Source organism: Plantactinospora sp. A48 (assembly GCF_055793945.1).
The window spans coordinates 48,144-61,413 of the sequence record NZ_JBTIXF010000037.1; the positions used below are offsets into that span (position 1 = coordinate 48,144).

Below are 13,270 nucleotides of genomic sequence, written 5' to 3' on the forward strand. Positions count from 1 at the left end.
CCGCGCCGCCGTACCGCCGTACCGTCAGGTCCGGCCGCGCACGGTCCGGACCGCCTCGATCAACCGGCGCCGCACCGGGCGCCGGGTCGCCGCGAGGCCCACACCGCAACAGAGCAGGCCCACGGCCACGGCCAGACCCGCCGGACCGCGCCCACCGGTGGCCACGATCCCGGCGCCGGCCGTCACCGCCACGGCGGCCAGCGTCGTCGTCGCCGTCACCAGCACCGACCGGCCGAGGACGCTGTGGCCGAGCATCGCGGACGCGGCCACCGCGGCCGTGACGTTCTCCACCACGATCCCGGCGGCCCAGCCGAAGGCGGTGCCGGTCACCCCGTACGCCGGGATGAGCAGCAGCCCGAGCAGCACGGTGGTCGCCAGGCCCAGCGTCGCGGCGAACAGGTGCCGACCGCTGCGCCCGCTCATCAGCAGCAGGGTCTGCACGTTGCCCAGCCCGACGTTGACCAGCATCGCGCCGGCCAGCACGGTCAGCGCGGTGGTGCCGTCGGTGAACCCCTGGCCGAACAGGGCCAGGAAGGCCGGGGCGAACGCGGCCAGCAGCAGATAGACCGGCCAGGACAGCAGCACCACCCAGACGGTGGTCTGCCGGTGTACGGCCAGCGCGTCCGCGCGGCGGTCGGCGCCGAGCAGCCGGGACAACTGCGGCGCGACGGCCACCCGCAGCCCCTGCATGGCGAGCTGGCCGGCGAGCACGTACCGACCGACCCCGCCGAACACCCCGGCGTCGCGCTGCCCGGCCAGGGCGGCGGTGAGCAGCACCCCGATCCACATGCTGCCGCTGTCGATGGCCGCCGACAGCGCCCGGGGGAGGGCGAAGCCCCAGAACGACCGCCAGTCCGCGCCGACCGGGCGCAACCCGGTGGCGCCCACGCCGAGCGGGCGCCAGGCGAGCAGCACACAGCCGAACACCGCCGCGACGACCGGCGCCCACCAGGCCAGCAGCCCGGCCACCAGACCACCGCCGAGCAGCGGTACGGCGGCCATCAGCGCCGGGCGGCTCACCGGCAGCAGCAGGAACTGGATGCCCACGTACGCCCCGATGGGCCGGCTGGCGCGGACGGCGGACAGCAGGATGGTCATCGCCACGGTCAGCGGGACGGCGGCGAAGGTCAGGGCGATCAGCCGGGTGCCTTCCCGGCCGGCGTCGTCGAGCAGCGCGGGACCGATGAGCGGTGCCGCCAGGACGCCCGCGACCGCCGTCAGCAGGGCGACGGTGAGCGGCGGCAGCAGCGCCACCGGCAGCAGCCGGGCGCCGTCGCCACCGGGGCCGAGCCGGCGGCGGGCCAGTGCCCAGATCAGCCCGGTGTCGGCGCCGAGGCAGCAGACCGCGGTGGCCACGGTCAGCACTCCGATGGCCGCGAAGAGGCCGCCGGCGCCGACCGCGCCGTAACCACGGGTGATCACGATGGCGAGCAGGAAGCCGAACACCCCGCTGACGGCCGCGCCGGCCAGCCCGATGAGCCCGCTGCGGGCGCTGCGGCGCAGCTCGGTCCGCTCGGTGGCGGCGCCGGTGGTGGTGGCGGTGCCGGGGACGCTCAACGGACCGCCCCGATTCGGCGTACCGCGTCCACCCGGCCGGCTGGGTCCACCCGGCCGACCCGGTCCCGCCGGCCGGCGGGCCGGTCCGGGGCCGCCCCGGCCGGGTCGGCGCGGCGGGCACGGCGCGCGGGCCCGGTGCCGATCGCTGGCTTCCGGTTGACCGGGCCGTCGACGGCGGCGAGCGCCAGCCCGACGGCGAGGAAGGCGACGGTGAGGTTCTGGAAGGTGAGTCCGTAGAACGGGAGCTGCACCAGGGCGATCAGCGGCACCACCGACAGCCACTGGCCGGCCGAGGACCGGGCCCGGCTCATCGGCACGGCCACGGCGACGAACCAGGCGAGGAAGCACAGGGTCGCCGGGATGCCGTGGCTGAACAGCACCAGCCAGAACTGGCCCTGGGTGCCGACCGGGGCGTCGGCCGAGGTGGTGTCGACGGTGACCGGGCCGCCGTAACCGAGCAGCGGTGATTCCGCGATCGAGTTGATCACCTCGAGGTAGAGGCTGGCCCGGTCCACGGTGGTGTCGCTGGTGCTGGTGCGCTGCTGGATGAGATCGCCCACCGGGATGATCAGGGTGGCCAGCCAGCCGAGGACAGCCAGCAGCACGACCGAGCCGGCCACCCGGACGTTGCCCCGGCGGACCGCCCGGACGGCCAGCACCAGCAGCCCGGCGCCGAGGCTGATGAACATGCCGCGGTTGAGGGTGAAGAAGGCCGGTGGGATGGACAGCGGCAGCGAGACCATCAGCAGAACGCGCAGCGGGCCGGTGGGCACCGACAGCAGGTACGCCAGGACGCAGGGCACGAGCAGCGCGTACGTGCTGCCCCAGTTGTTGGTGTACGGGAACGGTGCCGCCGGCCGGTACGTCGGGACCAGCGCCCGGGGACTGAACTCGGAGGCGTGCAGGTGCACCATGTCGGCGATGAACGGTGCCTTCGCGATGCCGGCCGGCAGCAGGATCTCGGTCGGGGTGACCAGGGACAGCCGGGGCAGCAGCACGCCCACCCAGCCGAGCGCGATCAGGGTGAGCCAGAACAGGCACAGTGGGCGCAGCAGCCGGTGCCAGGGGGCCAGTTCCCGGGCGGCGGTGTAGACGTACACCCCGACCACCACGGCCGTGACGTAGAAGGCGAAGCGCAGGCCGGTGCTGAGATAGGCGGTGCCGCGGTCCAGCCGGGTGGTGCTGAGCAGGGCCAGGCAGAGGAACATCAGCCACCAGGTGGTGCCCGCCGGCAGCGGCACCCGGCCACGGCGGATGAGCAACGCCAGCAGCAGGGCGCCGAACATCGGCCACACCAGGAAGAACGCGCCCATGACCCACCACAGCGGGACGAGCCCGAACAGGGCCGTCAGCGGCCAGGTCGGCAGGGTGGGTGGGGCGGTCCGGTACCGCGTCCCGGTCGGGCCCGTGACCGCCGGAGCGGGTCGGGCCGCGACCTCAGCCATGCCCGGTGAGATAGAGGAAGCCGAGGGTCTGCGCGCCGGTCAGGTCGAGCCGTTCGGCGAGTCGACGCAGGTCGCGGACCCGGGTGCGGTCCCGGCTGACGAGCAGCACGGCCACCCCGGAGCGGGCGGCCCGGACCCCGGCCTCGTCGCTCTCGGCGGGGGGCGCGGTCACCAGCACGATGGTGGTGCCGGTCGGCGGCGGAGGCGGTGGGGCCGGCGGGGCCGGCGCCGGGACCCGGGCGGTGCCGATGGCCGCCGCCCGGGGCCGGGATGGTTCCGTCGACGGTTCCGGTTCGGCCGTCAGGGGTGATTCCGGGCCGGCCTCGTCGAGCAGCAGCCGGCTGATCGGCGCGCCGGGGGCCATGGTCGGGGAGTACTGGTCCGGCCGGCGCGGGACCGGGCTCGGCGGGACTCCGTGGGGCCGGCGCGGTGGCGTCGCCCACGGCGTCGTCGGCGTGGTCGCCAGCTGGTCGTCCGGGGCGTCGTCCGGGGTCGGTGCGTCGCCGCCGGACGGTGCCGTGGCTTCCTCGACCCGCACCGTGACGTCCTGCTCGGCCAGCGCGGTACGCAGGCCGGTGACCAGCAGGTTCCGGTGCTCGTCGGGACGGCAGACCAGCAGTACGGCGCGGTGCTCCCCGGGGGCGAGCTGCTGGGCGAGCACCAGTGCTGCGTACCGGAGGTCGGCGCCGGGTTCGGCGGCGGGTCGGCGGGGCAGGTGGACCTGCGCCAGCGCCGGGCCACCGAGGAGTTCCTCGGCGTCGGCCAACGACCGGATCCGGCGGTTCAGGGACTCCTGCCCGAAGGAGGCCACGGCACCGAGCAGGGCGCCCCCGAGCAGGCCGGCCAGCAGGAGGACCGGTGCCGAGTCGTGGCTGGACGGCACGGGTGGGGCGGCGGTCCGGGTCAGGGTCCCCGGGGTGACGTCGACCGCGGCGGCCCGGGCCCGGTCCTCGGTCAGCTGGGCGAGCTGTTCGTTGAGGGCGCGCAACTGGTCGACGGTGGCCGTCACGCCGGGCGCGGCGTTGCCGTTCGTGCCACCGCCGTTCGGCAGTGACTTGCGGGCGGCGGTCCGTTGCGCGGTGACGTTCCTGATCGCCTCGTCGTACGAGGCGAGCACGGTCGAGCGCTGCCGGTCGTACAGCCCGTGGCGCGCGTCGAGGTACGTCTGCGCGGCGGTGTTGGCCCCGGTGACCGCGGCGGTGGCGGTCCGGTCGGCGTACACGAAGCGCAGCACCTGGGTGCCGACCGGCAGTTCGACCTGGAGCGCGGCGCGCACCTGACCGGCGGGTCGGTTGGTGGCGGCGGCCACCGCGTCGATGACCTGGGTGCCGGTGGCCAGCCCGTTCTCGACGTTCATGTTGACCGTGCGGTCGGCGCCGGGGCCGGGATAACTGAACGGGTCGGCCACCACCGGCCGGACGGCGACCACGGCCGTGGCCTCATAGGTGGCCGGGATCAGCCAGAGGTATCCAGCGGTGCCCACCAGACCGAGCAGGGCGGCGAGCGCGACAACCGGCCATCGTCGGATCGGGATCCGGGCCAGGTCGGTGAGGGTCACCGCGCGCCGGCCGGCGGTGGTCAGGTCGGTCGTGTCAGCCATCGAACCTCTTGACTATCTGTTGCGGGTTTCCAATCACCACCACCCGGGCCGGGACATCGGACCGGACGACCGTGGCCGCCCCGACAACACTGTCCCGGCCGATCCGGACCCCCTTCATCACCAGCGCGCCGGCGCCAACCCAGACATTGTCCTCCATCACGATGGGTGATCGGGTGCCCGCTCCTGGTGCATCATGGCGGCGTACCGGATCGAGATTGTGGAACGTGTTGTCCACCACCTGGCAGTCCGACAACAGGCAGTGGTCGCCGATCGTCACCTGCGACCAGCAACCGACCCAGGTCGCGTTGAGCAGGCAGTCCCGGCCCACCACCACCTCGCCGGGCCCGGCGAACCGGACCAGCTTGTTGATCCGGGTACGGTCGCCGATGGTCACCCGGACACCCCTCCGCAGCCGCAACCGGCCCCGGATCTGCACGTCCCGGCCGAGTCGCAGCCGGGGATAGCGCAACCGGTACCAGCGCCGCTTGGCCGCGAACACCAGCCGTACGGCGGCACCGGCGACGCCTCCGCGCGGCGGTGCGGCCGGCCGCGGAAACCCCGCGGCCGGCCCGTCGTGCGTCGGTTGGTCCGGCGTCACTGGTTCGAGAAGAACAGCGTGGGGCTGGTGAAACTCAGCCCGGTCGCCGTGGTGTCGATCGTGGTGGCCGTGGCTCCGTTGACCGCCGGGGTGGCGGCCGGGTCGAACGGTGCCGAGTGCAGCGAGCCGTTGGTGGCGCCCCAGACGACCGATCCGTCGGCGTACGCCAACCCGCGCGCCAGCGACCAGCTCACGCCCGTGGTGGGCAGCGTGAACTCGGTGCCGCCCACGGTGTAGCCGTCGGGTTCCAGGTACCGGTAGAACAGCGAGTTGTTGTTGGGCTTGGTGTAGTACATCCGGCCGCTCAGGAAGAAGGCGCCGGTCAGGGTGGACGGGTTGTACCAGTCGTTGTAGCCGACGTACCAGGGCGCGCCCACGGTGGTGCCGGTGAACTGCGAGAAGCCCAGCTGGGTACCGCTGGACCAGTAGAGCTTGTCGCCGACCCGCATCGTGACTCCGGCCGAGGTGAGGTTCGGCTGGGTCGTGGCCGAGGGAGCGCCCAGCACGCCCGCGGCGAACGGCACCTTGGTCAGCGTGTTGGGGGCGGTCCCCAGGTACAGGTACCCGGGGCTGTCGCGGGGCGCGTCCAGCGCCGGCACGCTACGGCCGCTGGCGAGCGGGAACATCCCGATCCGCCCGTGGTACTCGTCGCCCATCCCGTCGGAGTTCTGTCCGAAGTAGATACCGTCGGTACCGCGCCACAGGACCGGGACGGCCGAACCCCAGGCGGTGGTGCCGGTGGGCGCCCCGCTGCGCCGGGGGTTCCAGTTCAACGGCATGCCGTTGCTCGGGTCCGCCGCCGCGATGCCGAGCCGGTCCACCGCCCCCGGGCCGTCCTTGTCGACGGCGTTCGGGTTGTTCAGCCAGCGGAAGTGACCACCGAGGTAGATGACGTTGTCGGTCACCTCGACCGAGGTGACGGTGTCGTTGCCGGTGAAGTCCATCCAGGTGGCGTCGAGGCTGCTGCCCCGGGTCGCCGTCTCGAACCGGACCAGCGCGTCGCAGTACGCGGTGGGCCAGCCGCCGCCGCCGTTGCTACCCACGATGAAGTAGCTGCCGTCGTCGGAGAAGTCCACCTCCTGGACGTAGTGGTCGAACAGCGTCGGGTTGGCGCACGGCGGAACGTACCGCTGGGTGCTCCAGTTCGCCACCGTCGCGGTGCCGTTGGCGAGGTCCACCAGGGCGATCTGGTTGCGGTCCAGGCCGTTGACCTTCTTGAAGTTGCCGCCCATCACCAGCGTCTGGCCGTCTGGGGTGACGTCCAGGGTCCAGACGTACGGCGCGACCGTGGTCCGACTCTCGGCGATGTCCAGCACGAAGTTGGGGTCCAGGGCGCCGGTGGTGGCGTTGATCCGGGCCATGCCGTGTCGCTCGACCCCGTTGAGCCAGTTGAAGGCACCGCCCAGGTACAGGTTGTTGCCGCGCAACTTCATGGTGCGGATCACACCGCCGTCGGAGTGCGCGTCCCAGGACCCGATCGTGGCCCCGGTGGCCGGGTCGAGTTCCACCAGGTTCTTCCGGCTGACGCCGTTGACCGTCTTGAACGCGCCGCCCACGATCAGCCGGCCGTCCGGGCTGACGACCAGGGCGTTCACCGCACCGTCGAGGTCCGGGGAGAAGCCGCTGACCAGATCGCCGGTGCGACGGTCGTACGCGAACAGGTAGCGCTGCGTCACCCAGGTCGCCACCGAGGCGCTGCGGACCTGGGTGAAACTGCCACCGACGTACACGATGTCGCCGATCTGCGCGAACGCGCGACCTTCGCCGTCCTTGGCGTGTGCCGTGGTGTTGGACGGGTTGGCCGAGGCCAGTGTGCCAACTTCCGGAGGCGGGACCACCACGGCGCTCGCGGGTGCGCCGAGCAGCACCGCGAACGTCGAAATCGAGGGCACGATCACGGCGGCCCGCTTCCACCGTGTGCGCCGGACCTGCCGGGAGAAGCTCACGTAGTACCTCCAGCCGAAAAGGGATTGGCGTAGCGTGCGCGCGACGGGATTGGACCGGAATCGGGTTTTCGGGCCACGGTTCCGGCCTGAACGACGGCCGCAGCACCGCCATTCACGAGGGCCGTCCGTCCATAACGGCTGGTCGGAAGCGGCCCGAGCACAGTACGTAGACATGGCGGGCACAGGCAAGCCCGCCGACACCGGTCCGTCGGGTTACCGACCCTGACCGTCGTCCGGCGGGCCCGACCGGTCGGTCGACCGTACATGGTCAACTGGCCTCCTCGGGTCTCCGTTGGGCCAGGTATGAAAAGCCGGGGTGTGCGTTTTTCAGAAAAAGCGGCAAATCCCAATTAGTCGGTGGTTTGCGGTGGTTGGCGTCCGGCGCCTGGTCGGCGTCGGGCGCCTGGTTGGCGTCCGGCGGCCTGGTGGTGGCCCGGCGGTCCGCCAACCGGCGATGTCCTGCCCGGTCCGCTCAGACCCCGTGCGGCCAGCGGTCGAGTTCGGCGTTGATCCGGTCCCGCACGTCGGCCGGGGCGAACGACGCCGCCACGCCGGCCCGGGCGACGGCCACCAGATCGGCGTCGGAATGGCCGTGGACATCACGCAGCCGCGCGTACTCGGCGGTCAGCGTGGTGCCGATCATGGCGGGGATGTCGGTGCTCAGCGTGACCATCACACCGGCGGCGCTGAGCCGGGGCAGCGGATGGTCGGCGAGCGAGGAGGCGAAGCCGAGCGCCACGTTCGAGGACGGACAGACCTCCAGCGGGATCTGCCGCCGCGCCAGCTCGGCCAGCAGCTCGGGGTCGTCCACCGCCCGGATGCCGTGGCCGATCCGTTCCGCACCACCGGGGTGCAGCGCCCGCCGGATGCTCGCCGGCCCGGCTGCCTCCCCGGCGTGGTGAACCACCCGCAGGCCGCGCCGTCGGGCCGCCGCGAACACCTCGACGAACGGGTCGACCGGGTACGCCTCGTCGCCGGCCAGCCCGATCCCCACGACGCCCGCGTCGGCGTACCGGGTGGCCAGGTCGAGCGTGTGCCAGGCGCGGGCCACCGAGCGGCGCCGGGAGTGGTCGAGAATGACCCGCCACTCGACGCCGTGCGTGGCCCCGCCCTCGGCGAGGCCGGCGAGGACACCCCTGAGCGGCAGGTCCAGGTCGCCCAGCCGCTCGCCGTGCGCCGCCGCCGTGACCGACACCTCGACGTAACGGACCCCGTCGGCGGCCTGGTCGGCGCAGAACTCCCGGGCGACCCGCCGGAAATCCTCACCGGTACGCAGGCAGGAGCGGACCAGGTCGTTCTGGGCGAAGAAGTCGGCGAAGTCGCTGAAGGCGTACCGTCCACCGGCGAGGTGCGCGGGCAGCGGGACGCCGTTGGCGTCGGCCAGGTCGCGGAGGGTGTCCCAGCGGACGGCGCTCTCCAGGTGGACGTGCAGGTGCGCCTTGGGCAGCGTCGTCAGGTCGCCGGCCGGCCGGGTCCGGCCTGGTCCGGGGTTTCCTCCGGCAAGATCCACGGGACGGAGGCTACCGGCCGCGGTGACCGCGCCACCAGCGATTTCACCGGGTTGGGGGACCGGCGAAGTCGGCAATTGGACTGCGTCCGGTCCGGCGGCGGCGCACCGTTGGTATCGGCTGGTGTCGGCTGGCATCGGCGCCGTCATCGCGGTGCGGGTCAGCCACCGGTCGAAGGAGGCACCATGGAGAACGACAGGCGGTTGGCGATGGACCCGCCGGACCGCAGCGCGAGCGAGACGGCCGGGCCCCGGCTGTTGGGCCGGATCTACCGGCCGGATCCGCGGGACTGGAGTCTGGAGCGGCTGCTGGCCATCGCCGAGCCGCCCGACTCGATCCGCCAGCGGACGATCGAGCAGGTGCTGACCGACACCACCTACTTCACCGACTGGCGTTCGTACCTGGTCTTCTGGCGTTGGCTGAAGAAGCAGTCGGGGCCGACCCCGCCGGCGCCGCCCGGTCCGCCGGCGGGCGACAAGGCCCCCGCCTGGGCGCTGCCGGTGCAACTCGACCAGGGGGACACCGGCCACTGCGTGGGCTTCGGCTGGTCGGGTTGGGTGGACGCCACGCCGGTGCCCGGGACGTACCAGAACGCCGACGCGCACGCCCTGTACTACGAGTGCAAGGTGATCGACGGGGAGCCGCGCGCGGAGAACGGGTCGACGGTCCGTTCCGGGGCCCTGGCGTTGCGCGACCGGGGGCGGCTGGCCGCGTTCGCGTTCGCCACCTCGGTGACCGAGATCGACGACTGGATCAACGCCCAGGGATCCGTGGTGGTCGGCACCAACTGGACGAACGACATGTTCCACCCGGACGCGGCCGGCTACGTCAAGCCGACCGGGGCGGTGGCCGGCGGACACTGCTACGTGATGCTCGACCGGTTGGACGACGAGGACGCGTACCTGTTCCAGAACTCCTGGGGTGCCGGGTGGGGGCTGGACGGCCGCTTCAAAATCAGGTGCGCCGACTTCGCCAGCCTGCTCGGGGCCGACGGAGAGGCCTGCTGCGCCGCCGAACTGCCGCACTGATCCGGCCGCGCTGCCGCACTGATCCATCGCGCTGCCCCGGACTGATAAGAAGGGGCCCTTCCTCTACAAGAAGCGATAAGAAGGTGCCCTTCCTTTCAGTCGGGCGCGGTGCAGGGTGGCGTCCAGCAGGGCGAACGCCAGGGCGATCAGCACGAACCCGATGGTGATCAGCAGCGCCTCCCGGAACGCGCTGGCGAAGCCACTGTCCGGGCGGTTCAGGGTGGAGAAGAAGATCGCCCCCACGACGGCGATGCCCAACGCCGAGCCGACACGCTGGCCGGTCTGCAACATGCCGGCGGCGCTGCCGGCCTGCGGCACCGGCACCTCGGTCAGGGTGAGCGTCTGGTTGGGCGTGATCACCAGGCCGCTGCCCAGGCCGGCCACGGCCAGCGGCGCCGCCATGGCCAGCGGGGCGCCCCGGCCGGGGATGAAGTGCAGGATCACCACGATCGCGCCCAGTCCCACCCCGACCAGGGACAGGCCGGTCGCGACCAGCGGCCGACCGTACCGGTTCACGATCCGGCCGCCGAGCGCGGACGAGAGCGCGGCGCCGAGTGCGAACGGGGTGACCGCCAGACCGGCCACCAGGGCGCTGTACCGCAACCCGTTCTGCAGATAGAGGGTGAGTACGAAGAAGATGGCGGTGAAGCCGGCGAAGTAGCTGAGCGCGATCACGGCGCCCAACGTGTACGAGCGCAACCGGAACAGGGCCAGGTCGAAGACCGGTTGACCGCGCCGGCGGTACCGGTACTCCCAGCCGGTGAACCCGGCCAGCACCGCCAGCCCGGCCGGGACGAGCAACCACTTCTGCCAGCCGTGCCACTGGGCGCGTTCCACCAGCGGCAGCAGGATGAGCACGACCCCGAGCCCGAGCAGCGTGACCCCGACCGGGTCGAGGCTGCCGCCACCGCGCCCGCCGTGGTCCGGCAGCAGACGTAGCGCGAAGACGATGGCGGCGATCCCGACCGGGACGTTGACGTAGAACACCCACCGCCAACCCTCGTGCGGACCGACCAGTTGGATCAGCAGGCCGCCCAGCAACGGACCGACCGCGGTCGAGATGCCGACGGTGGCCCCGAGCATTCCGAACGGCCGTCCTCGTTCGGCGGGCCGGAACAGCTGTTGGATCAGGCCGGTCACCTGCGGGTTGATCAGGCCGGCGGCGGCGCCCTGGGCGAGCCGGGCGCCGATCAGCCACTCCGGTGACCTCGCCATCCCGGCGGCGACGCTGGCCAGGGTGAACATGGCCAGGCCGAAGGCGAAGATGTTGCGCCGTCCCCGCGCGTCGCCGTACCGGCCGGCCGGCACGAGCACCAGGCCGAAGGTCAGGGCGTAGCCCGAGAGTACCCATTGCAGGGCGTTCGGACCGGCGTCGAGCGCCTGCTGGATGGACGGCACAGCCACGTTGACGATGCTGACGTCCAGCAGGGTCATGAAGGCCGCGACGAGCCCGAGGGCCAGCGCCGGCCAGCGCTGTCGGTCGGTGAGCTGTTCCGGGGGGTGGTCGCTCACCCGGGACTACGCGGGTTGTACGGCGAGATAGCGCGGACCGAAGTCCAGGCCCTCGCCCGGCGAGTCCTCGCGGTGCAGCAGGTTCCGTTCGGCGAGCCGACGCAGCGGCGTGTCGATCTCCGCCTCGGGCAACCCGGCCTCCTCGGCGATCGCGTCGGGGAAGCCGACCTGGCCACGGTTCTCCAGCGCGGTCACCGCGGCGTAGACCCGCTGTTCCGGCTCCGACAACTCGTCGCTCTGCATGACGAATGACCTCCTCCGCCCGGTCGGGCAGTCTGCGGAGATCTCGGTTACCCCGCCGTACCCGGATGATTCGCCTGGCCCGGGACGAGATCGGTCGGCGGCCGGTGACGGCCGGTGGCCTACCCTGCTGAGCGTGAACGAATGGGATGTCGCGGTCGTCGGTGCCGGACCCGCCGGCCTGTCCGCCGCGTACGAGGCGGCCCGCGCGGGGGCCCGGACGCTGGTGCTGGAGCGGGCGGAGCACCCTCGCTACAAGACCTGCGGCGGCGGGTTGACCGGGGTCTCGCTGGCCGCCGTGCGGGACCGGATCGAGGTGCCGGCCGACGACGAGGTGGACCGGGTGACGTTCACCCTGAACGGGCGGCGCGGCTTCACCCGCCGGCACGAGGGGCCGCTGCTGGCGATGGTGCGGCGGGAGCGGTTCGACGACCGGTTGCGGGAGGCGGCCGTCCGGGCCGGCGCCGAGGTCCGGCAGCGGGCGCCGGTCCGGGCCGTCGAGCAGGACCCTTCGGGGGTACGCCTGCGGTTGGCCGACGGCACCGGGGTGACCGCGGGGATGGTGGTGGGCGCCGACGGGTCCTCCGGGATCACCGCGCGGCACGTCGGCGTGGAGTACGACCAGGTCGACCTGGGGTTGGAGGTGGAGCTTCCGGTTCCGGCGGCGCAGCAGGAACGCTGGCGTGGCCGGGTGCTGCTCGACTGGGGTCCGCTGCCGGGGTCGTACGCCTGGGTCTTCCCGAAGGGGGACCGGTTGACCGTGGGGGTGATCGCCAGCCGGGGGCACGGGGAGCAGACCCGGCGGTACCTGGCCGACTTCGTGGAACGGCTCGGCCTGACCGGTGTCGAACCCGTACACGACTCCGGTCACCTGACCCGCTGCCGCACCGTCGACTCGCCGCTGTACCAGGGTCGGGTGCTGGTCGCCGGGGACGCGGCCGGGTTGCTGGAACCGTGGAGCCGGGAGGGGATCAGCTTCGCCCTGCGGTCCGGTGCCCTGGCCGGGGTGGCCGCGGCGGCCGGCGACCCCGCCCGGTACGTGACGGGGGTGACCGCCGAACTGCTGCCGGAGATGCGGGCCGGCCGCCGGTTGCTGGCGACGTTCACCCGGCGGCCCTGGGTGTTCCACGGACTGGTCGGCACCCCGCCGGGCTGGCGGATGTTCGCCCGGTTCTGCCTCGGCCAGACCTCGTTCGCGCACACCGTCGACCGGTTGCCGGTCCGGGCCGGCCTCGCCCTGCTCCGCTGACCGCTGCTCGGTCGCTCGGTCGCTCGGTCGCTCGGTCGCTCGGCCGCTCGGCCGCTCGGCCGCTCGGCCGCTCGGCTGCCCGCTGCCCAGGGCGGCGGCGCGGGGGAGCGGTCCGGGTCGGTTCTCAGGTGCGGACCGGGACGCGACCTCGGGCGAAGGCGTCGACCCGGCCCCAGCGGCCGGGGATGTCCAGCAGCTCGATCCGGCCCAGCGTGGTGGGCAGCGCCGGGTCGACCGCGAGGTGCCCCTCGTGCGGTTCCAGGCCGAGCATCGTGCTGATCAGCAGCAGCGGCGCCCCGCTCGACCACGCCTGCGGGCTGCACGACTGGGGGTGCTGGACCGGATAACGGGTCAACTGCCGGTCGTAGCCGGCGATCGCGGTGGGTAGCCGGCCACGGAAGTAACCGGCGGCGTCCAGCACCGCCTCGGCGACCCGGGCGGCCTCCTCCACGAAACCGTACCGGCGCAACCCCCACGCGATGAACGAATTGTCGAACGGCCACACCGTACCCGTGTGATAACCGATCGGGTTGTACCGACCCTCCCCCACCGCCAGAGTCCGGATCCCCCACCCCGAGAACAACCGA

The 13,270-nt window shown here is 72.9% G+C and carries 11 protein-coding genes; 2 read left to right on the forward strand and 9 right to left on the reverse strand.

Features of this window, described 5'->3' with window-relative positions:
- Positions 1–24: 24 nt before the first annotated feature.
- The 6 genes from ACXN5W_RS19315 to add form a co-directional block, all read right to left on the reverse strand.
- Entirely contained in the window at positions 25–1,557 is a 1,533-nt protein-coding gene (locus ACXN5W_RS19315) for a lipopolysaccharide biosynthesis protein (protein ID WP_473159723.1), read from the reverse strand.
- The gene (locus tag ACXN5W_RS19320) at positions 1,554–3,002 is read right to left on the reverse strand and encodes an O-antigen ligase family protein (protein ID WP_473159724.1); all 1,449 of its coding nucleotides are present in this window, start codon (positions 3,000–3,002) and stop codon (positions 1,554–1,556) included. Before ACXN5W_RS19320 ends, ACXN5W_RS19315 begins: the two co-directional genes overlap by 4 nt.
- Entirely contained in the window at positions 2,995–4,602 is a 1,608-nt protein-coding gene (locus ACXN5W_RS19325; RefSeq protein WP_473159725.1) for a lipopolysaccharide biosynthesis protein, read from the reverse strand. Before ACXN5W_RS19325 ends, ACXN5W_RS19320 begins: the two co-directional genes overlap by 8 nt.
- Positions 4,595–5,101, reverse strand: coding sequence for an acyltransferase (locus ACXN5W_RS19330; RefSeq protein ID WP_473159737.1), 507 nt, complete (start codon positions 5,099–5,101; stop codon positions 4,595–4,597). Before ACXN5W_RS19330 ends, ACXN5W_RS19325 begins: the two co-directional genes overlap by 8 nt.
- A 95-nt stretch (positions 5,102–5,196) precedes the next feature.
- Positions 5,197–7,146 carry a WD40 repeat domain-containing protein gene (locus tag ACXN5W_RS19335; RefSeq protein ID WP_473159726.1) on the reverse strand — a complete coding sequence of 650 codons (1,950 nt, stop codon included), beginning with the start codon at positions 7,144–7,146 and terminating at the stop codon, positions 5,197–5,199.
- 472 nt (positions 7,147–7,618) lie between these two features.
- Positions 7,619–8,656, reverse strand: a complete 1,038-nt coding sequence (gene add / locus ACXN5W_RS19340) for an adenosine deaminase (RefSeq protein ID WP_473159727.1) — start codon at positions 8,654–8,656, stop codon at positions 7,619–7,621.
- 183 nt (positions 8,657–8,839) lie between these two features.
- Between add and ACXN5W_RS19345 the strand changes: the two genes are divergently transcribed.
- On the forward strand, positions 8,840–9,682 hold the full coding sequence (locus ACXN5W_RS19345; protein ID WP_473159728.1) for a hypothetical protein: 843 nt from the start codon (positions 8,840–8,842) through the stop codon (positions 9,680–9,682).
- Positions 9,683–9,745: 63 nt separating this feature from the next.
- Here ACXN5W_RS19345 and ACXN5W_RS19350 read toward each other — a convergent pair whose 3' ends face one another.
- A complete protein-coding gene (locus tag ACXN5W_RS19350) occupies positions 9,746–11,194 on the reverse strand; it encodes an MFS transporter (protein WP_473159729.1) in 1,449 nt (482 codons plus the stop codon).
- A 6-nt stretch (positions 11,195–11,200) separates the two neighbouring features.
- A complete protein-coding gene (locus ACXN5W_RS19355) occupies positions 11,201–11,437 on the reverse strand; it encodes a hypothetical protein (RefSeq protein WP_473159730.1) in 237 nt (78 codons plus the stop codon).
- Between the two features lie 133 nt (positions 11,438–11,570).
- On the opposite strand from ACXN5W_RS19355, the gene ACXN5W_RS19360 reads away from it, so the two are divergent.
- Entirely contained in the window at positions 11,571–12,683 is a 1,113-nt protein-coding gene (locus ACXN5W_RS19360; RefSeq protein WP_473159731.1) for a geranylgeranyl reductase family protein, read from the forward strand.
- Between the two features lie 124 nt (positions 12,684–12,807).
- On the opposite strand, the gene ACXN5W_RS19365 is transcribed toward ACXN5W_RS19360, so the two are convergent.
- On the reverse strand, positions 12,808–13,270 hold a 463-nt coding region (locus ACXN5W_RS19365), incomplete at its 5' end, for an MGH1-like glycoside hydrolase domain-containing protein (protein WP_473159732.1).